Here is a 23,418-nt window from a genome sequence, read left to right on the forward strand (position 1 = left end):
TTGGGGGAAGTATCAGCCTCCGGCGACGATGCGGACAATTTCCAGGCGGTCGCCGGGGGCGAGGGGGCGGGCGTGGAATTCGGACGGGGCCACCGCCTGGCCGTTATGTTCGACCACCACGCTGCGTGGGGGGAGGTGGCGGGCCTGCAGGAAGGCTTCGAGGGTACAGGGGAAGGTGACGGGGATGGACTGGCCGTTGGCCTGGATGGTGGTGGGGGTGGAGGGAGTTTCCACGCGGGGGAGGGTAGCGGGGGCGGGGATGGGCGGGAAGGCGGAGGTGGGGTGGGGGATGACGGGGGGGCGCATCCCGGAGTCGCGGGGAGAGGTGCGAACTTCGCGAGGGGTCGCCTCCGAGGGCCGAGTTTCACGAGGCCGCAGCGGTGTGGAGCGTTGGGATGAGGACTCGCGGAGCTCGTCCCTCCGATTGGCTGCCTCCTCATCCGCAACTCCGGGATGCACCGGTTGACGGGATGGAGGCAGGACGGTGTCCGGCGGGCGGCGGGCGGTTCGTCGAGGAAGAAGGATTTATGGAGACGCGCGAGGCCAGTGAGCAGGACGTGACGGCGCCTGGGGCGGATCCGGGTCAGGTGACCGGGACGGTGGAGCATCTGTTCCGGCACGAGGCGGGGAGGATGGTGGCGATTCTGACGCGGGCCTTCGGGGTTGAGCATCTGGGACTGGCGGAGGATGTGGTTCAGGAGACGCTGGGGCGGGCATTGCGGACGTGGCCCTACTACGGGATCCCGAAGAATCCGGCCGCGTGGATCATGCGGTCGGCGCGGAATCTGGCGTTGGATGCGGTACGCCGGCAGAAGGTGTTTCGGAACAAGGAGCCCGAGATCATCCGGGTGCTGGAGCGGAGTGTCGGAGCGGGTGAGGAACCGGTTGCGGAGGAGACGATTGCGGACGACCGCCTGCGGTTGATGTTCGTCTGCTGTCATCCGCGGATTCCGCTGGAGGCGCAGGCGGCGCTGGCATTGAAGACCTTGTGCGGCTTTGGGGTGACGGAGATTGCGCGGGCGTTCCTGACCACCGAGGTGGCGGTGGCGAAGCGGCTGACGCGGGCGCGGCAGTGGATCCGGGAGGCAGGGATCCCGTTTGAGATTCCGGAGGGAGAAGCGTTGGGGGTGCGGCTGACCGGCGTGTGGCGCTGCCTGTATCTGCTTTACAGCGAGGGTTACAAGGCTTCGACGGGCGACCGGCTGGTGCGGGAGGATTTGTGCGGGGAGGCGATCCGGCTGACCGGCCTGCTGGCGGCGCATAGTGCGGGGGATCGACCGACGACCCACGCCCTGCTGGCGCTGATGTTGCTGAGCGGGGCGCGGTCTGCGACGCGGACGGACGAGGCGGGGGAACTGCTGGCGCTGCGGGATCAGGATCGGACCCGCTGGGACCGGGGCATGATTGCGCGGGGGATGTATCATCTGGCGCGGTCGGGTTCGGGTGGGGAGGCGGGGGAATACCATTTGCAGGCGGGGATCGCGGCCTGTCATGCGGTGGCCGTCACGTATGAAGCGACCGACTGGAGGCGGGTGCTCGAACTTTACGACCGGCTGCTGGTGCTGGACGATTCCCCGATTGTGGCGTTGAACCGGGCGGTGGCGGTGGGGGAGGTGGAGGGACCCGGGGGTGGGATCGAGGCCGTCCATCGGATCCGCGACCGGGCGCGACTGGAGTCGTATCACCTTTTTCACGCGGTCTTGGGGGAATTCGAGGCACGACGGGGCGAGCGGGAGGCGGCGTCGGGGCACTTCCGGCGTGCCATTGCCCTGGCACCGGTGCCGACGGAGCGGAGGTTTCTGGAGCGTCGGGCGCTGGCCTGCGAGGCGGGGGACGGCCTTCGACTGGACGGGCGGGGTGAGGGTCCGGGTCGAGGTGCATCCCGGAGTTGTGGGTGAGGAGGGAACTCCGCTGAGCGGCGCTTCGGATGGCGGAGTTCCACGAGGCCGCAACGGTGTGGAGCGTTGGGTTGAGGACTCGCAGAGCTCGTCCCTCCGATTCGCTGCCTTTTCACCCACAACTCCGGGATGCAAGGGCCGGGTCGGGCGATTGAGCCGTGCGATTGACGTGGCGCGGGGGGTTGGGGAGCCTGCCGTCGAGGGTTTGAGCATGATGGACTTCGAGACGAGCGAGCGGTTTCGGGAGGCGATCACACGATTCGATGCGTTGAATGCGGGGGATCCGAACCGGGAGAAGACGCCTGAGGGCGAGCAACCGAGGGAGCTGGTCTATGCGCGGCGCCTGACGGAGTGGGTGCTGACGTTGCAGCCGGAGGCTTCGGAAGCGCTTCAATTGGCGGCGCGGTGTCAGCACCTGTGCCGGTGGGAGATCCCGAGGGACACGTATGCGGCGGATCGGGCCGGGTATTTGAAGTGGCGGCGTGACCTGCAGCAGTTCCATGCCCGGCGGGCGGGTGAGGTGCTGTCCGGGGTGGGGTACGACATGGCGACGCTGGACCGGGTGCGGGATTTGAACCTGAAGAAGGATTTGGGAAGGGATCCGGAAGTGCAGGTCCTCGAGGATGCGTTGTGCCTGGTGTTTCTGCAGTACCAACTGGCCGGGCTGGCGGAGAGGACTGAGGATGGGAAGCTGGTCAACGCCTTGCGGAAGTCGTGGGGCAAGATGTCGTCCCGGGGGCGCGAGGCAGCCTTGGGGCTGTCGTATGGGGACCGGGAACGTTCGCTGTTGGGTCGCGCGTTGGAGGCGACGGACGCCGGGCAGGAGGGTGGGGTGGGATGACGATGACGGACGTGGAGCGGCGGATTCGGGAAGAGATTGGGCGGGAGGGGCCGATCGGGTTTGACCGGTTCATGGAGATGGCCTTGTACGCGCCCGATGCGGGGTATTACGAGCGAGGGGACCGGGCCATCGGGTGCGGCGGGGATTTCTACACGAGCGTGAGCGTGGGGCCGGTGTTGGGATTCCTGGTGGCCTGGCAGATTGCGGTGTGGTGTCGGGACTGGGATCGGGTCGAGGTGGTCGAGGCGGCGGCGCATGACGGTCAGTGGGCGGAGGACATCCTCGGGGCGATCGAGCGGTTTCATCCGGGGCTGTGGCCGCGGGTGGGGTATCGGATCGTCGAGCCGAGTAAGCGTCGGCGTGAGGCGCAGCGGCGGCGCCTGGAGGGGTGGGGTGAGCGGGTGAGTTGGGCCGACGGGTGGGAGTCGATGGGCGGGCCGTTCGAGGGGGTGCTGGTGGCCAATGAACTTCTGGATGCCTTTCCGGTGCGCCGGTTCGGTTGGGATGCGGTGTTGGGGGAATGGTTCGAATGGGGCGTGACGATCGAGGGTGGGGCGTTGGGGTGGGTCCGCATTCCGGGGCGGGTTCCGGATCTGGGGCCGGAGGTCCGGGGAATCGAGCCGTACCTGCCGGACGGATTCGTGATGGAGCGTTGTCCCCGGGCCGGGGAGTGGTGGCGTCGGGCGGCGGGCCAGCTGCGACGGGGCTGGTTGGTGACTTTCGACTATGGCCTGCCGGGCGGCGGTTGGCCGTCCCCGGAACGGATGTCAGGCACGTTGAGGGGGTTTTATCGTCACCGCCGCGAGGACGATCTTCTGGCACGACCGGGGGAGCAGGATCTTACGGCGTCGGTGGACTTCGAGGCCTTGGAGCGGATCGGGGTGGGGGAGGGATTGCGAACCGAGGCGCATGTGGCCCAGGGGCGCTGGCTGGGAGCGGTGGCGGCGCGGGTGCTGGAGGCCGGGGGCGAAGGGGCGGGATGGTTGGAGGAGCGGTCGAGAATGCTGCAAACGCTGATCCATCCGGGGCACCTTGGGCAGACCCACCGGGTGCTGGTGCAGGCACGTCCATGAGGGCGGGCTGCGCTGCGGGGCCGGGACGTTGTTCGAGAGGAGGCGGGCCGTTGGGAGGTGGGAGGGGAAGGAGCAGGTGCCCCGTGCCCCGAGGCAAGGAGAGAGAGGGGGGGGGTAACAACCAGGCAGGATCGGGCGGATCGGGCGGATCGGACGGATGGCGGGCAAGGACCGGGTGGGTCAGCGGCGAATCAGCGGGGAGTGGGGTGGGGCCATTCCGGGACGACCTTGGGCAGGGGTGGAGGGGGTGGGGCGGACGGGGAGGGTGGCTGAGGGATTGGCCGGGGCGTTTTGGCGTCCGACGAGGGCGATGAGGTCGAGGATGGCGGATTTGAGGGCGTGGGCCTGGGCATCGAGTTCGCCGGCGACGCTGGCGCTTTCCTCGGCGGTTGCGGCATTGCTTTGGGTGGTCTGATCCATGCGGGTGACGGCGGTGTTGATCTGGCCGATGCCCTCGCTTTGTTCGCGGCAGGCGGTGGCGATTTCGCCGATGAGGTCATCGACCTGGCGGACGGCGGCGACGATTTCGTCGAGGTTTTCGGCGACGCGACGGCTGAGGTGGACGCCCTCGCTGGTGGTTTGGAGGGCGTGTTCGATGCGGCCGGTGGTTTCGCGGGCGGCATTGGCGCTGCGCTGGGCGAGGGCGCGGACCTCATCGGCGACGACGGCGAAGCCCATGCCGGCCTCGCCGGCGCGGGCGGCTTCGACGGCGGCATTGAGGGCGAGGATGTTGGTCTGGAAGGCGATTTCGTCGATGGTCCTGATGATCTTGGAGATCTCGTTGCTGGACGACTGGATGCCTTCCATGGCCCTGGTCATGGATTGCATTTCGGCGGTGCCGCGGTCGGCGGCGAGGCGGGCGCGATTGGCGAGGTTTTTGCCGGACTGGGCGTTGTCGGCGTTGCGGCGGGTCATGGAGGCCATTTCCTCGAGGGAGGCGCTGGTTTCCTCGAGGGAGGCGGCCTGTTCGCTGGAGGCGGAGGCGAGGGAGTGGCTGGCGGTGGACAACTGTGCGGCGGCGGCGGTGACGTGTTCGGTGGCGCCGGCGAGTCGGGTGACCATGCCCGACAGGGGGCGGGCGATCTGGACGCGGATGATGGCGTAGGTGATGAGGGAGAGAATGAGGAGGGCGGGGATGGCGGCCATGACGATCCGGGAGAGGGCGGCCTGGCGGGCGCGGCGGGCTTCGACGACCCTCTGGGTACGGTGGTTCAGTTCCTGTTCGAAGGCGTCGATGGGGGTGGCGATCCGGGCCTTTTCGCGGTGGTAGGCATCGTCGTGCATGAGGCGGCGGGCGAGTTCGAGGTCGGGCGGCCCGCTTTGTTCGAAGGCACCCTGGTTGTTGGCAAAGCGTCCTTTGACCGCGTTCATGGCGATCGTCTCGATGTGGACGAGGGCGTTGGAATTGTCCTCGGCCTCCTTGAGATGGGCGAATTCGGAGGCGGTGAAGCCGGCGTCCTCCATCAATTTGCGGAGGGGTACCGTGCGGCCGTCCGGCCGGGGTTTGCGGCCATCGCGAACGGCGAGGATGTCCCAGTAGGCGGCCTCGTGGCGATCGTCCGCGGTGACCACATAGGTACGGGCGAGGCGGGTGAGTTCCTCGGAGCTTTGGCGCAGTTCACGGGCGAGTTCGGAGGAAAGGTGGCGGTTGGCCAGAGCGTCTCCCAGGGCGCGATCGGCCCGCTGGTTGAGGAAGGCGACCATGGCGATGAAGAGGGCGACGGCCGCGTAGGCGCCATTGATGAGGTAGAGCTTTGCGTTGGTGGTCATGGGGCGTCGTCAGGCGCGGAGGCAGGCGTTCCCGCGTTGGCGGGCGCCCGGCATCCTGCGTGGTCTTACGGCGGGGGAAGGACTAATCTTGAACCGTGGCGGCCTGGTGCGGCGTGGCGAGGCGGAGCAGGGGTTCGAGGGTGTCGGCGTCGGCGGGGCGTTTGTCGGTGCGCCAGCGTGCGATGCGGGGAAAGCGGAGGGCGATGCCGGATTTGTGGCGGGAGGAGGGGGCGATTCCTTCGAAGGCGAGTTCGAAGACGAGTTCGGGGGTGACGGACCGAACCGGTCCGAAGCGTCCGGTGGTGTGGGCGCGGACGAAGGCGTCCACGGCGTCGATTTCGGCGTCGGTGAGGCCGGAACAGGCCTTGGCGACGGGGACCAGTTCGTCGTCACGCCAGACGGCGAAGGTGTAGTCGGTGAAGAGGGTGGCACGGCGGCCGTGTCCGGGTTGGGCGGCGACGAGGACGGCATCGCAGGTGAAGGGGGAGACCTTCCATTTCCACCAGGCGCCGCGGGGACGTCCGGTGCCGTAGGGGGAATCGAGGCGTTTGAGCATGAGTCCCTCGGCGGAGGCGAGGCGGGCGGCGTCGCGGAGGGCGGCGACGTGGTTCCAGGAGTTGGCGGACAGTGGGGGGGCGAGGCGAAGGGGGAAGGGGGGAGGAGGGGGGGCGTTGGGATCGGGGATCAGTTCCGGTTGGAACCACGGGCCGTCGTTGAGGGGGAGGGAACCGGGGGTTTGGGCTGGGGACGGGCGGGCGGTGGCGAGGATGGATTCGAGGGAGCGGCGGCGTTCGGAGAGGGGGTGGTGGCGCAGGTCGCTTCCGGAATGTTCGAGGAGATCGTAGGCCATGAAGGCGGCCGGGATTTCGCGTTGCAGGGCGGGCGAGGGGCGGCGGCGGTGGAGGCGGCGTTGGAGGGCGGCGAAAGGGAGCGGGCCGGCGTCGCGCCAGGCGAGGAGTTCACCGTCGAGGACGGTGCCGTCCGGGATCTGGCGGGCGGCGTCGAGGATTTCGGGGAAGGAGGCGCTGACGATTTCCCCGCCGCGGGACCAGAGCACTGCCTGGCCGGCGCGGCGGATCAACTGGGCGCGGATGCCATCCCACTTCCACTCGATCTGCCAGTCGCTGACGGCGCCGAGGGAGGCGGGATCGGCGTCGAGGGGGGAGGCGAGGAAGAACGGATACGGCCGGGCCGGATCGTCCGGGCGTGCGTCTGACAGCAGTTGGGCGAAGTCCGAGGCGGTGGGGTGCCAGTGTCCGAGCAGGCGATGATCCATGACCGGGGGATCGACGCCGGCGAGGCGGGCGAGGGCGCGCACGAGGAGGGTGCGGGCGACGCCGACGCGGAAGCTGCCGGTGATGAGTTTATGCCAGAGGAAGCGCTGGGGGGTGTCGAGGAGGGACCAGGTTTCGAGGACGAGGGCGCGCTGGGCGGCCGGGGTGGCACCGGCCAGGGGGAGGAGGTGGTTTTCGACGAGGGAGGCGAGGGGAGGTGGGTTTGGGGCGGGGTTGGGGGGGAGGAGGAGGGCGAGGGTTTCGGCGAGGTCGCCGACGTGTTCGTGGGATTCCTCGACGAGCCAGGCGGGGAGACCGGCGGTGGCGGCGGTCCATTCGCGCAGGAGGGAGATGGGGATGGCGCGTTTCAGGCGTTGCCCGGAAAGGAACCACAGGGCCCAGGCGGCGTCGGCGGGCGGGGTGTCGCGGAAATAGCGTTCCAGCGCCGCGAGTTTCTCCGTGGTGCGGGGCGTGCGGTCGAGTCCGACGAAGAGCTGGGCGAAGGCGCGCATGCGCTAGTCCGGGTGGGGCGAGGGCGCCTGGGGAGCGGGATCCGGGAGGGATGGGGCTGGGGTGGCCGTGGGGCTGGAGGTCGCGGGCACGGGGGAGGATTCGCTGGCGGCGTCACCGAGGAACCGGGTTGACAGGGCCTTGGCCTGCCAGCCGTTTTCGGCGAGCCAGCGGACCAGGGGGGCGGAAGTGCCGTGGGTGACGAGGATACGGGTGGCGCCGGTGGCGCGGATGGCGGCGAGCAGGCTTGGCCAGTCGGCATGGTCGGAGAGGACGAAGCCGCGATCGACACCGCGGCGGCGGCGGGGTCCGCGCAGGGTCATCCAGCCGGAAGCCACCGCCGTTGAGAGGTCGCCGAGGGTGTTCAGCCAGGCGGAGGGGTCGGCGGAGGGCGGGGCGAGAACGAGGGCCCGACCGCCCGAGGCGCGCACGGCGTCGGGGGTGAAGCGTTGGACGGGGGGCAGGCGCACACCGGCGTCGGCGTAGGCGGGGAGCAGGGCGTGGATGGCGTCGTGGACGAAGATCGGGCCGATGGCGGATTGCAGTCCGGCGAGGAGGCGCTGGGCCTTGCCGAGGGAGTAGGCGAAGAGCACCGCGACGCGGTCCTGGTCGGCTTCGGTCCGCCACCAGGCGTGGAGATCGGTCAGGACGTCATCGGGGGCGGGCCAGCGATAGACGGGAAGTCCGAAGGTGGATTCGGTGATGAAGGTATGGCAGGGGACGGGTTCGAAGGGGGTGCAGGTGGGATCGGGATGGAGTTTGTAATCGCCGGAGGCCACCCAGATTTCGCCGTCCCGTTCGAGGCGGATCTGGGCGGAACCGAGGATGTGCCCGGCGGGATGGAAGCTGACGGTGACATCACCGAGGCGGAGGCGTTCGCCGCAGGGGAGTCCGGTGATGGAGGCGTTGGAACCGAGACGGGTGCGCAGGACGCCGACGCCCTCGCGGGCGCAGAGGTAGGAGGTGGAACCGGAGCGGGCGTGATCGCTGTGGGCGTGGGTGATGAGGGCGCGTTCGACGGAGCGCCAGGGGTCGATGAAGAAGTTTCCGGCCGCGCAGTAGAGACCGCTGTCCGTGAGGGTCAGCATGGGGAGCGGGGCGCGGCGCCAGGATCCATCGGCTGACGGGGGCGGCCTGGGGGAGTGGGGCTAGCGGAAGGACAACCGGGGCCAGACCCAGACCAGGCCGGCGGCGCCGGCGGCGGTGAGGAGACCGCAGCCGATGAGGGCTCCCGTCTGGCCGTAGAGGAGGGCCCCGAGGGTGAAGAGGAGACCCCAGATGGCGGCGAGGCCGGAGAGGGTGCCGATGAGGGCGAGGGCGAAGTCGGGGGTATGTCCCGGGGTCTCGAGGGCGGTGCCGTCGCGACGGGCGCGGTGGAGGACGGCGGACCAGCCGGGGCCGCCGGGCTGGACCTGGCGATAGAAGGCGCGGAGGCGGGATTCGTCGGTGGGGGGGGTGAGGAAGGCGGCGGCGACCCAGGCGACGGTGGTGATGGCGACGCCGAGGAGGAGCTGGGAAGCGGCGCCGAGGCCGAAGCCATGGCCGACGTGGAGGACGACGGCGACGAGGAACGAGACGATCATGGCGACGATTTCGGTGAGGGCATTGATGCGCCACCAGAACCAGCGGAGGGCGAAGAGGAGGCCGGTGCCGGCGCCGATCTGGAGGAGGAGCTGGAAGGACTGGAGGGCGCTGTCGAGGTAGAGGGCGACGAGGCAGGCGAGGAGCATGAGGGCGGCGGTGGCGGCGCGACCGGTCCGGACGAGGTCGTGTTCGGAGGCCTGGGGTCGGAGGAAGCGCCGGTAGAGGTCATTGACGAGGATGGAGGAGCCCCAGTTGAGCTGGGTGGACATGGTGGACATGTAGGCGGCGATGAGGGAGGCGACCACGATGCCGAGGAGGCCGGCGGGGAGGAAGGTGAGCATGGCCGGGTAGGCGAGGTCGTGGCCGAGGATGGCGGGGTTGAGGGTGGGGAACCGCTCCTGGATGGCGTCGAGGTTGGGGAACACGGCGAGGGAGGCGAGGGCGATGACGATCCAGGGCCAGGGACGGACGGCGTAGTGGAGGAGGTTGAAGAGGAGGGCGGCACCGGCGGCGTGGCGTTCGTTGCGTGCGGCGAGGACGCGTTGGACCACGTAGCCGCCGCCGCCGGGTTCGGAGCCCGGGTAGTAGGTGGCCCACCATTGAATGGCGAGGGGCATGAGGAAGACGGCGGCAAGGACATCCCAGGGGACGGTGGAGAAAGTGGGGAGGACGGGGAGGAGGGACTGGACCTCGGGGCGGGCGATGAGACTGGACCAGCCGCCGACCTCGGGGAGGCCGACGAGGTAGAAGGCGGCGGCGAGGGCGCCGCCCATGGCGACGGTGAACTGGATGAGGTCGGTGATGACGACGCCGGTGAGGCCGCCGGCACTGGAGTAGAGGGCGGTGATGGTGGCGGCGATGAGGATGGTCTGGAGGGGGGAGAGGCCGAGCATCACGGCGCCGATCTTGATGGCGGCGAGGGTGACATTGGCCATGACGATGGTGTTGAAGATGACGCCGAGGTAGATGGCGCGGAATCCGCGGAGGGCGGCGGCCGGGCGGCCGGAGTAGCGGAGTTCGTTGAACTCGATGTCGGTGAGGACGCCGGAGCGGCGCCAGAGTTTGGCGAAGAAGAAGACGGTGACGAGGCCGGAGAGGAGGAAGGCCCACCACTGCCAGTTTCCGAAGACGGCGCTGGTCCGGACGATCTGGGTGACGAGGTTGGGGGTGTCGGTGGCGAAGGTGGTGGCGACCATGGAGAAGCCGAGGAGCCACCAGGGCATGGTGCGACCGCCGAGAAAGAACGAGCCGAAGCTCCTGCCGGCGCGGCGGGCGACGCCGAAGCCGATTCCGAGGTACAGGGCAAAGAAGAGGCCGATGACGAGCCAGTCGAGGGAGGCGAGGCGCATGGTGTGAGGGCGTGCGGAGGCTAACCGGAAGGCGGGTGCGGTTGCCAAGACCGGGATCGTCGGAATCGCGGGCGGGATGGGCAGGGGGGGGGTTCTTACGGATTGGTAATGATTGGGAAAGGGGTTGTTCAGGGCCGGTTGCGCACGATGCGGCCCTGTTTGGAGGACAAGAACGCATCGTTAATGAAAGGAACCGAGATGAATGGATATCGATGGATGAACAGGCCCGCCCGGGTGGCGTTGCTGGCGGGCTTGCTGCTGGCCGCTGCGGGCGGCATCGCCTTCACGCAGAAGTCCGGGGCGGGCAGCGACGGAAAACCGGCTGGCTTGAAACTGGTGGTGGACGAAGGGAGGCGGCCCGGGGAAGGGGCGGCGAGCCTGAAGGTGACCTTCGCGCCGGTGGTGCGGGAGGTGACGCCGAGCGTGGTGAGCATTTCGACCGAGACCCGTCCGAGGCGGGTCGAGGGACGGGGTCCGGCGCCGGAGATGCATCCGTGGTTCCGGGAGTTTTTCGGGGACCGGTTTCCGGGGGGTCCCGGGCGGCCGATGATCACGCCGCGGCAGCACGGGTTGGGGTCCGGGGTGATTGTGACGGAGGACGGCTACATCCTGACCAACAACCATGTGATTGAGGGGGCGGATGCGATCACGGTGACGTTGAATCCGGACGGGAAGGAGTTTGTCGCGAAGGTGGTGGGGCGCGATCCGCAATCGGACCTGGCGGTGCTGAAGATCGAGGCGAACGGGCTGGCGGCGATCCGCCTGGGGGACAGCGACGGGGTGGAGGTGGGAGATGTGGTGCTGGCGATCGGCAACCCGTTTGGCGTGGGGCAGACGGTGACCATGGGGATTGTCGGGGCGACGGGGCGGGCGTTGACGGCCCGGCCGGTGGGGTTGCAGTACCAGGACTTCATTCAGACCGATGCGGCCATCAATCCCGGCAACTCGGGAGGGGCCCTGGTGGATGTGGCGGGCCGGTTGATCGGGATCAACACCGCGATTGTCAGCAGCGGGGGCGGGAACAACGGCGTCGGGTTTGCAGTCCCGTCGAATCTGGCGCGAAGTGTTCTGGAGGGATTGGTGGAACACGGGCGGGTGGTGCGGGGATTTCTCGGGGTGAACATCCAGGGATTGAATCCGATGCTGGCGGAGCAGTTCGGTTTGCCCGAGGGGAGCACCACGGGGGCGCTGGTGGCCGAAGTGACGCCGCGGAGTCCGGCCGAGCGCAGTGGCATTCAATCCGGCGACGTGATCCGGACCTTCGACGGCAGGGAGGTTCGGGACGGACGCCATCTGACCCTGCTGGTGGGGCAGACGCCGCCCGCGAAGGAGGTGACGGTGGGGTTGTACCGGGACGGGAAGCCGCGGGAGGTCAGCGTGGTGCTGGAAGAGCGGTCGGAAAGCCGGCAACTGGCGGGGCTTGGCGGGCGGGGAGGTCCGGCGTCGGCCGCCGACATCGGGGGGTTGCAGGGGGTGGTGGTGGCCGACCTGACGGCCAATCTGAGGCAGCAGTATCGCATTCCCCGGGACGTGACCGGCGCCCTGGTGACGGGGGTGGATGGGGAGTCGGCGGCGGCGGCCGCGGGGTTGCGGGAAGGGGATGTGATCCGGGAGATCAACCGTCGGTCCGTGCGGGACGCGGAAGCGGCCATCGAGGCGGTGCAGGGGTTGGAGAACGCGCGGATCCTGCTGCGGATCTGGCGGGAGGGCGGGACCCTGTTTCTGGGGGTGGATGAGCGGCGGCAGGGTTGAAGGGGCGTTGTTTTCGTTTTGGGCCGGCGGATGGAGACATCCGCCGGCCCTTGGCGTTTGGCCATACGTGGGAGCCGGTCTGTGTGGCGGTCCGGTGACAAACGGCTTGGCCGGGGGGCTGACGGTGCTTACCGTCCGGCGTTTCCGAGGCTGCGGGAGCAGGCGGGGCGCGTGAGCGTTCCGGTTGTGGACCGGCGAGGGCGCGGAATCACCCGAACAACTCCTTGTGAAGATCTTCAGCGGCAATTCGAATCGGGCATTGGCGGAGGCCATCTGTGCCGGGATCGGGGTCGAGCTCGGCCGGTCGGTGTGCAACCAGTTTCCCGACGGGGAGACGTTCGTGAAGATCGAGGAGAACGTGCGCGGGGAGGATGTGTTCGTGGTGCAGTCCACGTGTCCGCCGACGAACCACAACCTGATGGAGATGTTCATCATGATCGACGCGCTGCGGCGGGCGAGCGCGACGCGGATCACGGCGGTGATACCGTTTTACGGGTATGCGAGGCAGGATCGGAAGGATCAGCCGCGGGTGCCGATCACGGCGAAGCTGGTGGCGAATCTGATCGTGGCGGCGGGGGCGCACCGGGTATTGACGATGGATCTGCACGCGCAGCAGATCCAGGGGTTCTTCGACATCCCGGTGGACCATCTGTACGCGGCGCCGGTGATGTACGAGTACATCCGCAAGAAGAGCCTGAAGAACCTGGTGGTGGTGAGTCCGGACGTGGGGGGGATCAAGATGGCGCATGCGTATTCGCAGGTGCTGGGGGGGGGGTTGGCGATTGTGGCGAAGCGGAGGCGGAGCGCCACGGAGGTGGACTCGATGACAGTGATCGGGGAGATCCGTGGGAAGACGGTGCTGATGGTGGACGACCTGACGGAGACGGCGGGGACACTGGCGGCGGCGGCGGCGCTATTGGAGTCGAGGGGGGCGAAGCAGATCTTCGCATGCGTGTCGCATGCGCTGTTGACGGAGCTGGCGGTGGAGCGGCTCCGCAAATCCAATATTGACGAACTGATCACCACTGATACGGTCCCCCGCCCCGCTTACAGCGGCTTCAAGCTCACCACCTTGTCGGTGGCGGGCTTGCTGGGGGAGGCCATCAAGCGAATTCACAGTAATTCGTCGGTGACCTCACTATTTGAGTTTCAGGGTGGGCGGACCAGCTAAGGCGCTGGGGGCCCCTCGAAGAGAGCAGCCGAAGAGAGCAGCAGACGCAATGAAATCGGTTCCCTTGACCGCGTATCCGCGGGCCGTGACAGGCCGCAACGCCGTGAAACATCTTCGGGCGTCGGGTCGCATTCCGACGGTGATCTACGGGCGCCAGCGGGTGGCGCAGAGTTTGGAGTTGAATCAGCGCGAGCTGGACAAGCTGATCGCGCATTCCGCCTCCGAGAACATCCTGGTGGATCTGGCGATCGACGGGCAGGGCGACCAGCGGCTGGCGCTGGTGCATGACGTCCAGCACGATCCGCTGACCGGGAAGGTGTTGCACATCGACTTCCACGAGGTGGCTGCGGACGAGCAGGTGACGGTGACGGTGCCCCTGGAGACCACGGGCACCCCCGTCGGGGTGAAGAACGGCGGCGTGCTGGAGCACGTGTTGTTCAAGGTGAAGGTGCGGGCCCTGCCGGCGGATCTGCCGTTGGTGTTCGAGGTGGACGTCAGCGAAATGGGTGTCGGCCAGGTGTTGCATCTCGGGGAGCTGCCGGTGCCGCCGGGCGTGGAGTTGCTGGGGGACAAGAAGGTGCCGGTGCTGGCGGTGTCGGCGCCGAAGACGGAGACTGAGGAGGCTGCGGCGGGAGAAGCGACGCCGGCGGGCGAGGTCGAGATGATCAAGGAGAAGAAGGGCGACGAGAAGTAGGGCAATGTTGCGGTGCGTGACGAGGGAGCCTGGTGACGGAGCCGCATCTGATCGCGGGCCTCGGGAATCCGGGGACGGAATATGAGCGGACGCGGCACAACGCGGGGTTTCTGGCGGTGGAGGCGCTGGCCCGGGCATGGGGTGTGGCGGGGAGCGTGGAGGGACGGTTCGAGTCATGGATGGGGCGGGCGGATCGGGGGGATGCCGGGGTATGGCTGGTGCGGCCGCTGACGTACATGAACGTGAGCGGCCGGGCGGTGGGGGCGGTGGCCCGGTATTACCGGGTGCCGGTGGGCCGGATGCTGGTGGTGGTGGACGATGCGGATCTGCCGCTGGGGTCGCTGCGGATGCGGCCGGATGGGAGCGGCGGGGGGCATCGCGGGCTGGCCTCGGTGGAGGCGCATCTGGGGACGCGCGGGTACGCGCGTTTGCGGTTGGGGATTGGCCGGGCCGATCCGGAGCAGCGACAGATTTCGAACTATGTGCTGGGCCGGTTCACGGTCCTGGAGTGGGAAGTAATGGAGCGGGTGATCACGCGGGCGGTGGCCCAGATGACCTGCTGGCTGGACGAAGGCATTGAGAAGGCGATGGCCCGGTACAACGGGTCGATCGATTGAGAGCGAGAGAGGACAACACTGTGAAACGATACGAAGGTCTGTTCATCCTGAACACGGCGGGCAAGGAAGAGGGTGTGAAGGACATCATCGACCAGATCACCGCGGAGATCACGGGGGCTGGCGGGAAGGTTGAGACGGTGCAGAAGATGGACAAGCGGCAGTTCGCCCGGGCTCCGCATCGCAAGTACCAGTCGGGCTTTTACGTGAACTTTATTTTCGAGGCCGAGGCGGGGGTCCTGGCGCCGCTGCGGGGGAAGTTCCGGTTGAACGACGACGTGTACCGGGTGGTGTTCACGGAGGCCGGCGCGGTGGCGGGCGTCGCGGCCTAGGCCTCGCCACGGGCATTCCCGACTGCGTCCCAGACCTGAACCACGGCACGGCCATGGCCAGCTTCAACAAGGTGATCCTGCTGGGGAATCTCACCCGGGATCCGGAGCTGCGATTCACGCCGAAGGGGCAGGCGGTGGCCCGGATCGGCCTTGCGGTTAATCGTTCCTACAAGACCGAAAGCGGCGAGAGCCGGGAGGAGGTCACCTTCATCGACGTGGATGCCTGGGGCAAGCAGGCGGAGTTGATCGGGCAGTATCTCCGGAAGGGCAGTCCACTGTTTGTGGAGGGGCGTCTCAAGCTGGACCAGTGGGATGACAAGAACACGGGCCAGAAGGTGTCGAAGCTGCGGGTGGTGATGGAGGGGTTTCAATTTGTCGGCGGGCCGCGGTCGGGGGAGGGAGGCGGCGGTCCGACGGGAGGCTCGATGGGCGGTCCGATGGGCGGTTCGATGGGCGGTTCGATGGGATCCGGGGCTTCGTCGGCGTCCCCTCCCCCCCGGGCACAGCGTTCTGCGCCGGCACCATCGGACGGTGGGGACGGGCCTCAGGGCGAGGTCGATGATGTTCCCTTTTGAGTTCCTTTCGAATCCTAGAATCGCGATAGCGCAACCTCTGCATACCATGTCGAAGACCGAAGTCATCCTCATCCAGAACGTCGTCGGACTCGGGGCCGAAACGGACCACGTCAAGGTGGCGCCCGGATACGCGCGCAATTTTCTTTATCCGCGGGGACTGGCGATCCCGCTGACGGCGGCGAACAAGCGTCGCCTGGAGGTGTTGAAGCAGCGTCGGGGCGAGCGCGAGGCGAACGAGCTGAACGCGATGAGCGAGCTGGGCCGGAGCATGTCGAAGCTGATCCTGCACCTCAAGGTCAAGACGGGTGAGGACGGGCGGATGTTTGGCGGGGTGACCTCGGGCCTGATCGTGGACGAGCTGAAGAACCAGTTCGACGCGGTGGTGGACAAGAAGAAGATCCACATTGAGCACCCGATCCGGACGCTGGGCGATCACGAGGTCGAACTGCGCCTGCACCCTGAGGTCGTGGTGACCATGAAGGTGTTGGTGGAAAGTTCGACACCGCTGCCGCCGAAGCAGGAGGAGGACCCGGCCAAGGCGGGCAAGGACAAGGAGGCGGCCGCGAAAGGCGAGCGTCCGGCTCGGGGAGCGCGGGGCCCCGACAAGTTTAGGAAGTGACCGGGCCGCGCGGTCCTTTGGGGGTTGTTTCCGGGGGGGCGAAGCCCAGGATCGCGGGGGGTGCGGGCACTGGGGATCCGAGTGGCGCGGTGGCGTAGATCTCGGCCAGGGAGTAGTCGGCCTGTGGGGGGAGGTGCAGCCTGCGGGTTTCGGCGAGGCGTCTGGCGTCGGCTGAATTCATTCGCCGAAACTCGCGACTGGCCACCAGGCGGCCGGGGCGGATGATTGCCGGATCGAGCCGCTCCATCGGGCAGTTCACCGTGCAGATCAGGTGGACACGGAGCATTTCACCCAGCAGGCCATCGGCCACATTCAGCAGGGTTGAGACTTGCTCCTTGTTGCCCGGGCCCCGGTTCATCAGCGATTCCTCGGCATCCTCGAGCACGACGACACGGTTGGCACCGGGGTGCGCCTTCAACTCCCCGGTCCAGAAGTCCACCATGGAGGGTGCCCCCAGGGACAGGTGGGCATGGATGGGAAGATAGTAGAACCGGTGACTTTCCCGGAACCTTGCCATCAGGTGGCGGATGTAGGTCGTCTTGCCCGTACCCGGCTCACCCCGGAAGATGGAGACGCCGCGAACCCCCTTCTCGAGTGCCTTGGTGAACGATTTCTCGAACTCGATCATGTCCTCGCCGTAGTGGAGTGCGAGGGACGCGGGTTCCATCGGTTCGGTGACCCCGACCGGCACGTGTTGCGTGCTGACGTGGCCATGCTGCGTGCTCAGGAGGTGGAACCCCGGCACCGTCGGCGGCGTCGGGCGGGTGAACTCGTCGCGCAGCCTCGTCGCCAGATCTTCCGCCCGTTCCGCGTCACCGGCGTAGACGAAGAGGCTGGATCTTTCCAGGACCCCGAAGACATCCGGTTCGAATCGAAAGAGGACGACGCGGGTCGATCTCGGGATGGAGGTCTCCCCGAGACCTTCGAGAACCACCTCGGACCGATAGACTTGGGCCTTCAGCTCGCGAAGCATCCGTTCCTCGTCCCATTCGGCAAATACGGCGCGGGTGTGGAACGAGCGGTGCCGGAAGTACTCGATCACGGGGGCGCGAAAGATGCCGTGTTCGCGCTCCAGGCGGTCAATTTCGACCGAGAGGAAGTCATCGTGGGTAGTTCCCATAAAAGGCCGATCCGGAGGGATCCATGCTCAGGTCGCCTTGGCGTGGACCGCCCCTCTCGCAGGAGGCACCTCGGGCAGGCGGAACCCCCACACCTGGTCCTTGTAGCCACCCGACTCATTGACCGAATCCCAGTCGTGGAATTCGCCCCAAGGCGCGGTCCACGGTGCGCCTTCCTCCCGGGACGAATCGGTTGTGATCAGGAACGGCGCGGTTGATCCACTGGTTTGCTGGAGGAGGCCCACGGGTCCAGTCCAGTGGTACGCGTGCGTCGCGGGGCGCTTGCGGCAGAGCACGGTGGGGGCGCGGCGATACCGGGCGAACAAGTTCCAGTAGGTGGCAACGCCTTCGGCGCTGAGGTACAGGAGTTCGATGAAGCGGGACTTCTCCCCGACATGGCGCATCAACCGGACGTGCCATCCCCACGGGACCGGGCGATGCGAACCCGACCCGATTGGCAACGCGACCGGGGAATCCTCGACGCGGTTCAGCGATGCGACCTGTTCAGGCGGGATGGCGCTGAAGGACTCGATCCAGAGGCCGCCGCGCCGGAGTGGCTTTTGTTCGCTGATCAGGTGAGCGAGGATGGTTTCCTGGTCCATGTAGTGATCGCAGTAGACGAACGTGTCGATCGCAGGCGGTCCCTTCGGGTTGCCTTGGAACTCCGGGCGCAGAAGGGGTGCCCAGTCGTGACCGCAGGAAGGGTAATAGAGGACGGATCGCGGGCGCAGGCGCCCCGGCGACCTGCGGAGCAGGGGGTGGTTCAATGGGACGGGGCGCGGTGAGGCGGCGATCTGCCGTCTTCTGAATTCCGGGCTGTCCAACAGGTCGAGGAGGAGTTCTCTACCCGACAGGAGATCGGAGGCGTCGGGACCGGCTTCCAGGAGAGGGTCTGTGGAGGCTTGATGCAGCGTTGCCATGGCCGGCAACCTGCCGCCTCAAACGCCAACAGTCAACTGTTAAAATGCAACAAAGTTGCAGTTCATAATCTATGCGGTTTCTATAAGGCGATTGAAGCTTGCGTCAACGGTGGGCCCAGGCCCATCCTCCCCCGTTGCATGAGTGAGTTGGCGTTGCTCTACCACGATCCTGCCGTTGCCACGCTCGGCTCCCTGTACGTCGCCCGTCGCGATCTCTGGACGCCCTTGGAATCCCTGGTCCGCCGCCACGATCTGAAGCTCGACGACGCAGACGTGTACCTCCAGCTCGCGCATTTGAAGGCGGTTGGGCCCTTTGCCCGTACCCGCGCCCGAGCGGCTTCCGAAGCGGGTCAGGACCTCACCCGGGTGACCGCCGTGAGCGCCACCCGGATGCGCGGACTTCTCCAGGCCTTTGCAGAGAGGGGTCTCCTCCATCTGGGCCCCACGTCGCGCGGGCGCTACGCGGCGCCTCGGACGTTCGAGTACACGGAGAAGGGCGAGCGGTTGATGGAGGATCTGTGGACCGAGTACGCATGGCTGGCCGGCCGGGTCATGGTTCGCGCGAGCGACGCCGACCTGGCTGACCATGCGCGGGTCTGTGACCAGATCTGTCGCAACACCCTAGCCCTCGAGTATCACGATTCCGGACATCCCCAGGGTGCGGGGTCGCGAGCGGAGATCCTCCATGGCATCCTGAAGTCGGCGCGCGGATTGCTGGGTCCGCTCGGGCGGATGACGCTTCGGGGCACCGAACTCACCGTGGAGAAGGCGGACATTCTCGTCCTTCTGTACGAACACCATCTGAGGCATCGGGAGGGACTGACGGCATCCGGGTTCATGTCCACGGCGCATCTCCGAGATTCGCTGGTGCATTCGATGGCCGCCTCTTCGGCGCTGCTTTCGCGGTGGTTGGACGACATGGGGGGGCGGGATGCCAGCGGAGCCAAACCGGCGGGCCGGGGGTGGGTCGAGTTTGGGGAGGTGAAGGACGGGGGGCGGAGGACGCAGGCACGGATCACGCCTTCGGGCATCGAGGTGATCCGTCGTGTCTGGTCCGAGTACGTGACGTTTGCGGGAGAGGTGCTGGCCGGCCTTTCCGGGGAATGCCTTGCCGCCCACCGGCGGGTCAACCGTCAGATCAGCGACCTCGCCGCCCATCTCCGATAAGCGGGACCGGGCAGCTTGCCTGATGAGGCGGGTGTCTCGCAGGGTTGGCGAAATGAACGCGCGCCGTCCGGTGTCTTCCCGATCGTCGAAACGTCCCCCCGCCCGGCGACCGGGTGGCGGGGGCGGTACTGGGGGGGCGGGGGGGGCGGGAGGATTCGGTCGCGTGGGACCCGTGCGTGGTAAGGGACCTATGCGTCGTCAGGGACCTGTGGATCGGCGGGGACCCGTGGATCGTGAGGGACCCGTGGATCGTGAGGGACCCGTGGACCGTGGGGGACCGGTGGATCGTCGGGGTGCCGTGGATCGTCGGGGTTCTGCGGGGCGCAAGCCCTGGCGGGGGGTGGAGGGGAAGGGAGAGCCGAGGGTTGCCGGGAATCGACCCGCGGGGGCTTGGAAGGTACGGGCGACGGGCGAGGGGAGCAGCAGGCCGGGGGGGCGGCCGGTCCGCGCGCGGGAATCCGGGGAGCGGGACTCGTCGGCTTGGAAGCCGCGGATGCCACGGGGTTGGGATGGGGACGGGGAACGGGGCGGGCGGGTGGAACGGGCGAACGCGGATCGGGAGAGGGCTCCCCGTTGGCGGAGTTCAGGGGGGAGGGAAGATCGGGGAACGGGTGCGCGGGCGCGGGGGTGGAGTTCCCGGGGTGGAGAATCGGGGGAACCCCGGGCTGGGGGCGCGCAGACGGGACGGGCTTCCAGGGCGGGTCCGCAGCCTGAGGGGCTGGCGATCCGGGTTTTTTCGCAGGCGGGGGCGAAGCGTCCGGCGGACGCCGTGCTGCGCGAGGTGCTGCGGGGGGTTCCGGGGTTGACGCGGGAGATGGCGGCGCGGACGGCGCAGCTGGTGTTCCGGGTGTACCGGTGGTGGGGATGGCTGGAGGAGCGGAGCGACTGGCGGGAGCGAATGGAAGCCGCGGATGCGCTGGCGGAACGGTTTGCGCGCGAACCTGCACGATTCAGTGAAGGGGCCTTGCGGAAGGCCGTTCCGGACTGGATTCACGAGCACATGGAGGTGACGCCGGCCTGGCTGCGGTTGCTCCAGGAGGAGCCGGTGCTGTGGCTGCGGGGACGGCCGGGTCAGGGGCCCATCGTGGCCCTGGAACTGGGCGAGGCGTCGTGTCCATGCCCGCTGGTGCCCGAGGCGGTGCGTTATGACGGGGGGCAGGATTTGTTTCGGAGTGCGATGTTCCAGGGGGGGCGGATCGAGGTGCAGGACGTGGCCTCGCAGTGGGTGACGCTGCTGGCGGGGCCGAAGGCGGGGGAGAGTTGGTGGGATGCGTGTGCCGGCGAGGGAGGCAAGGCATTGCACATGGCCGATCTGATGGACAACCGCGGGGTGGTGTGGGCGACGGACCGGGCGGAGTGGCGGCTGAAGCGGCTCCGGATGCGGGTGGGCCGGGCCGGGCTGTTCAATGTGCGCTGGGCGGTGTGGGAGGGGGGGGCGAAACGCCCGATGACGCCGCGGATGGACGGGGTGCTGGTGGACGCGCCGTGCAGCGGGGTGGGGACGTGGCGCCGGAACCCGCAGGCCCGCTGGACCACGACGCCGCGGGACGTGGCTGAACTGGCCGGGCGCCAGTTGGCGCTGCTGCAGGGGGCGTCGCGCGGGGTGAAGCCGGGCGGGCGCCTGGTGTATTCCGTCTGCACCCTGACCCGGGCGGAGACGACCGGGGTGGCGCGGGCGTTTGAGGCGGGGAATGCGGCGTTCGAGCCGCTGGAATGGCCGGTTGCCGCGGGGGCGGAACCCGGACCGGGCCGGCCGAACGAGGCGTGGTTTCCTTCGGAACGCTGGGGGGGCAACGGGATGTACGTTGCCGGTTGGCGGAGGAAGGAGGACGCGTAGGACGCGCGGGCGGGGGCGCCGGAATCAGGAATCAGGGTTGGTCGTGTTCGCCCAGGGGGCGGATCCAGATATTGCGGAAGCGGACCGGGTCGCCGTGGTCCTGGAGGCCAATGGGGCCGCGGGTGGGGGTATTGGCGTCGTAGGCGGCGACTTCGCGATGGCGGACGGGGCCGAGGATGGGCTGGCGATGCTGCACGACGATGCCGTTGAGGATGACGGTGACGTGGGCGGGTTCGCGGACGCGGCCCTGGTCGGTCCTGGGGGCTTCGAAGAGGATGTCCACGGACTGCCATTGACCGGGGGGTTTGGCGGCGAGGGCGAGGGGGGGCCACTGGCCGTAGATGGAGCCGACGGAGCCATCGGCGTAGGTGGGGTTTCGGTAGCCGTCGAGGACCTGGATCTCGTAGATGCCGTGGAGGAAGATTCCGCTGTTGGCGCGGGCCTGACCGTCACCGACGGGCGGGTTGGGGGCGGCGAATTCGAGGTGGAGCTGGAAGCTGCCGAAATGGTCCTTGGTTTCGATGGAACCGCTTTTGCCGACGACCTCCATGTAGCCGTTCTCGACCTTCCAGGGGGCGGGGGCACCGCCCTTGGTCCAGAGGGACAGGTCGGTGCCGTCGAAGAGGACCTTGGCGTCGGAGGGGGCGGGGGCGCCATGACTGAAGGCGGCGCCCGGGGTGACGGTGCGGGGTTGGGGGCGTTCGGCGTCGTGGACGCGCCATTTCTGGCCGGTGATGACGGGGGTGTCGGTATAGCCGGGTTTTTCGGCCGCGTTCATGGCGAGAGTCGAGGCCAGGAGGGCGGCCGGGATCAAGAACGAGTGCAGTTTCATGACGGGGCGGGGATGATTTCCGCACCGGGGCCGGGGATCAAGCGGGGAAGCCGGGCTTATTCCCCGAGTCCGGCCAGTTCGCTCCAGACGACGCGGCCACGGCAGAGGGTGGCGACGGCGCGGCCTTTGAGGCGCCAGCCGTGGAAGGGGGAGTTGGCGGATTTGCTGGCGGTGCGGCGGACGTCGTAGGTCCACTCGAGATTGGGATCGATGAGGGTGAGGTCGGCGGGGTCGCCGGGTTGAAGACGGCCGAGGGGGGTGCCTGTTTCCTCGGCGACGAGGGGGAAGAGGGCGGCGGGGCGGGCGGTGAATCGTTCGAGGACGGAGGCGAGGGGGAGGTGGCCGGGGTGGTAGAGTTCGGTCAGGGCGAGGGCGAGTTCGGTTTCGAGGCCGACGATGCCGAAGGGGGCGAAGTCGAATTCGACGTCCTTCTCGTAGTTGCAGTGCGGGGCGTGGTCGCTGGCGAGGATTTCGAGGGTGCCGTCCTTGACGCCGTTCAGGACGGCGGCGCGGTCGCCGGCCGAGCGAAGGGGGGGATTCATCTTGAAGTGGGTGTCGTAGGCGGGCCAGCGGGGGCGGGCTGCGGGGTCCTCCATGAGCCGGGCGGAGAAGAGGGAGGCACCATCCTCCGGCCAGAAGCGGTCGCTGCCGGCGACGGCGGCGTCGGTGAGGACGAAGTGGTGGGGACAGGCCTCGCCGGAGATGGGGACGCCTTCGTCGCGGGCGCGGCGGATGAGATCGACGCTGCGGGCGGAGCTGATGTGCTGGCAGTGGATGTGGGTGCCGGTGAGGCGGGCGAGGAGGATGTTGCGGGCGACGATGGCGTCCTCGCCGATGGCGGGCCAGCCGCGGAGGCCGAGGACGGCGCTCCAGTAGCCTTCGTGCATGACGCCTTCGGCGACGAGGGCGTAGTCCTGGCAATGGTCCATGACACGGAGGTTGAACATGCGGGCGTATTCGAGGGCGCGGCGCATGAGTTCGCCGTTCTGGACGCAGTGGCCGTCGTCGGAGATGGCGACGATGCCGGCGCGATGGAGGGCGCCGATGGGGGCGAGTTCCTGGCCGGCGATGGCGCGGGTGATGGCACCGGCGACGAAGACGCGGATGCAGGCCTGTTCGCGGGCGCGGTCGCGGACGAGCCCCATGGCGGCGGCATCGTCGATGGCCGGGGAGGTGTTGGGCATGCAGACCACGGACGTGAATCCGCCGCGGGCGGCGGATCGGGCTCCGGAGGCGATGGTTTCCTTGGCGGTCTGGCCGGGTTCGCGGAAGTGGACGTGGATGTCGATCAGGCCTGGGGCGACGACGAGGCCGGCGACATGGACGACGGTGGCAAGGGGGGCATCGGGATGATCGGAGAGGTCGGGCGCCAGGGCTGCGATGCGGTCGCCGCGGATGAGCACGTCACGGGTCGCGTCGAGGCCTTGGGAGGGGTCGATCAGGCGCCCGCCGCGCAGCAGCAGGTCGGACATGGGGGAAAGGTTACGG

General features: G+C 68.2%; 21 protein-coding genes. 12 read left to right on the forward strand and 9 right to left on the reverse strand.

What is annotated here, in order from left to right:
- Positions 1-12: 12 nt before the first annotated feature.
- The gene (thiS, locus tag KF833_03215) at positions 13-306 is read right to left on the reverse strand and encodes a sulfur carrier protein ThiS (GenBank protein MBX3744294.1); all 294 of its coding nucleotides are present in this window, start codon (positions 304-306) and stop codon (positions 13-15) included.
- A 221-nt stretch (positions 307-527) separates the two neighbouring features.
- Between thiS and KF833_03220 the strand changes: the two genes are divergently transcribed.
- The 3 genes from KF833_03220 (at position 528) to KF833_03230 (ending at position 3,812) form a co-directional block, all read left to right on the forward strand.
- A complete protein-coding gene (locus KF833_03220; GenBank protein MBX3744295.1) occupies positions 528-1,898 on the forward strand; it encodes a sigma factor, ECF subfamily protein in 1,371 nt (456 codons plus the stop codon).
- A gap of 214 nt (positions 1,899-2,112) precedes the next feature.
- A complete protein-coding gene (locus tag KF833_03225; protein ID MBX3744296.1) occupies positions 2,113-2,739 on the forward strand; it encodes a DUF4202 domain-containing protein in 627 nt (208 codons plus the stop codon).
- Positions 2,736-3,812 (forward strand): SAM-dependent methyltransferase, encoded by a 1,077-nt coding sequence (locus tag KF833_03230; GenBank protein MBX3744297.1) that lies wholly within the window; start codon positions 2,736-2,738, stop codon positions 3,810-3,812. The genes KF833_03225 and KF833_03230 overlap by 4 nt, the downstream gene beginning before the upstream one ends.
- A gap of 180 nt (positions 3,813-3,992) precedes the next feature.
- Here KF833_03230 and KF833_03235 read toward each other — a convergent pair whose 3' ends face one another.
- The 4 genes from KF833_03235 to KF833_03250 all read right to left on the reverse strand — a co-directional run bounded on the left by KF833_03235 (position 3,993) and on the right by KF833_03250 (position 10,299).
- Positions 3,993-5,582, reverse strand: coding sequence for a methyl-accepting chemotaxis protein (locus KF833_03235; GenBank protein MBX3744298.1), 1,590 nt, complete (start codon positions 5,580-5,582; stop codon positions 3,993-3,995).
- Between the two features lie 82 nt (positions 5,583-5,664).
- On the reverse strand, positions 5,665-7,368 hold the full coding sequence (locus tag KF833_03240; protein ID MBX3744299.1) for an ATP-dependent DNA ligase: 1,704 nt from the start codon (positions 7,366-7,368) through the stop codon (positions 5,665-5,667).
- Positions 7,369-7,371: 3 nt separating this feature from the next.
- Entirely contained in the window at positions 7,372-8,454 is a 1,083-nt protein-coding gene (locus tag KF833_03245; protein ID MBX3744300.1) for a ligase-associated DNA damage response exonuclease, read from the reverse strand.
- A 60-nt stretch (positions 8,455-8,514) separates the two neighbouring features.
- Positions 8,515-10,299 (reverse strand): Na+:solute symporter, encoded by a 1,785-nt coding sequence (locus KF833_03250; protein ID MBX3744301.1) that lies wholly within the window; start codon positions 10,297-10,299, stop codon positions 8,515-8,517.
- Positions 10,300-10,515: 216 nt separating this feature from the next.
- Between KF833_03250 and KF833_03255 the strand changes: the two genes are divergently transcribed.
- From KF833_03255 to rplI, 7 genes are all read left to right on the forward strand, one after another.
- Positions 10,516-12,051, forward strand: a complete 1,536-nt coding sequence (locus KF833_03255) for a Do family serine endopeptidase (protein MBX3744302.1) — start codon at positions 10,516-10,518, stop codon at positions 12,049-12,051.
- A gap of 226 nt (positions 12,052-12,277) precedes the next feature.
- Positions 12,278-13,222 carry a ribose-phosphate pyrophosphokinase gene (locus KF833_03260; protein MBX3744303.1) on the forward strand — a complete coding sequence of 315 codons (945 nt, stop codon included), beginning with the start codon at positions 12,278-12,280 and terminating at the stop codon, positions 13,220-13,222.
- Positions 13,223-13,325: 103 nt separating this feature from the next.
- Positions 13,326-13,916 carry a 50S ribosomal protein L25 gene (locus KF833_03265; protein MBX3744304.1) on the forward strand — a complete coding sequence of 197 codons (591 nt, stop codon included), beginning with the start codon at positions 13,326-13,328 and terminating at the stop codon, positions 13,914-13,916.
- 32 nt (positions 13,917-13,948) lie between these two features.
- Positions 13,949-14,533 carry an aminoacyl-tRNA hydrolase gene (pth, locus tag KF833_03270; protein MBX3744305.1) on the forward strand — a complete coding sequence of 195 codons (585 nt, stop codon included), beginning with the start codon at positions 13,949-13,951 and terminating at the stop codon, positions 14,531-14,533.
- A gap of 20 nt (positions 14,534-14,553) precedes the next feature.
- Positions 14,554-14,862 carry a 30S ribosomal protein S6 gene (rpsF, locus tag KF833_03275; GenBank protein MBX3744306.1) on the forward strand — a complete coding sequence of 103 codons (309 nt, stop codon included), beginning with the start codon at positions 14,554-14,556 and terminating at the stop codon, positions 14,860-14,862.
- A gap of 53 nt (positions 14,863-14,915) precedes the next feature.
- Positions 14,916-15,437, forward strand: a complete 522-nt coding sequence (gene ssb / locus KF833_03280) for a single-stranded DNA-binding protein (protein MBX3744307.1) — start codon at positions 14,916-14,918, stop codon at positions 15,435-15,437.
- A gap of 46 nt (positions 15,438-15,483) precedes the next feature.
- On the forward strand, positions 15,484-16,056 hold the full coding sequence (rplI, locus tag KF833_03285; protein MBX3744308.1) for a 50S ribosomal protein L9: 573 nt from the start codon (positions 15,484-15,486) through the stop codon (positions 16,054-16,056).
- On the opposite strand, the gene KF833_03290 is transcribed toward rplI, so the two are convergent.
- Both KF833_03290 and KF833_03295 read right to left on the reverse strand, forming a co-directional pair.
- A complete protein-coding gene (locus KF833_03290) occupies positions 16,046-17,176 on the reverse strand; it encodes an AAA family ATPase (protein ID MBX3744309.1) in 1,131 nt (376 codons plus the stop codon). The two genes, rplI and KF833_03290, sit on opposite strands and share 11 nt — an antisense overlap.
- 27 nt (positions 17,177-17,203) lie before the next feature.
- Positions 17,204-18,094, reverse strand: coding sequence for a hypothetical protein (locus KF833_03295; protein MBX3744310.1), 891 nt, complete (start codon positions 18,092-18,094; stop codon positions 17,204-17,206).
- Between the two features lie 138 nt (positions 18,095-18,232).
- Here KF833_03295 and KF833_03300 point away from each other — a divergent pair, with 138 nt between their 5' ends.
- Together KF833_03300 and KF833_03305 are read left to right on the forward strand one after the other, a co-directional pair.
- Positions 18,233-19,261 (forward strand): hypothetical protein, encoded by a 1,029-nt coding sequence (locus KF833_03300; GenBank protein ID MBX3744311.1) that lies wholly within the window; start codon positions 18,233-18,235, stop codon positions 19,259-19,261.
- Positions 19,262-20,030: 769 nt separating this feature from the next.
- A complete protein-coding gene (locus tag KF833_03305) occupies positions 20,031-21,098 on the forward strand; it encodes an RsmB/NOP family class I SAM-dependent RNA methyltransferase (protein MBX3744312.1) in 1,068 nt (355 codons plus the stop codon).
- A gap of 31 nt (positions 21,099-21,129) precedes the next feature.
- Here KF833_03305 and KF833_03310 read toward each other — a convergent pair whose 3' ends face one another.
- Together KF833_03310 and KF833_03315 are read right to left on the reverse strand one after the other, a co-directional pair.
- Positions 21,130-21,930, reverse strand: a complete 801-nt coding sequence (locus tag KF833_03310) for a DUF1080 domain-containing protein (GenBank protein ID MBX3744313.1) — start codon at positions 21,928-21,930, stop codon at positions 21,130-21,132.
- A gap of 56 nt (positions 21,931-21,986) precedes the next feature.
- Positions 21,987-23,402 carry a dihydroorotase gene (locus KF833_03315; GenBank protein MBX3744314.1) on the reverse strand — a complete coding sequence of 472 codons (1,416 nt, stop codon included), beginning with the start codon at positions 23,400-23,402 and terminating at the stop codon, positions 21,987-21,989.
- Positions 23,403-23,418 lie beyond the last annotated feature (16 nt).

This window comes from Verrucomicrobiia bacterium (genome assembly GCA_019634625.1).
In the GTDB taxonomy this organism is placed as follows: domain Bacteria; phylum Verrucomicrobiota; class Verrucomicrobiia; order Limisphaerales; family CAIMTB01; genus CAIMTB01.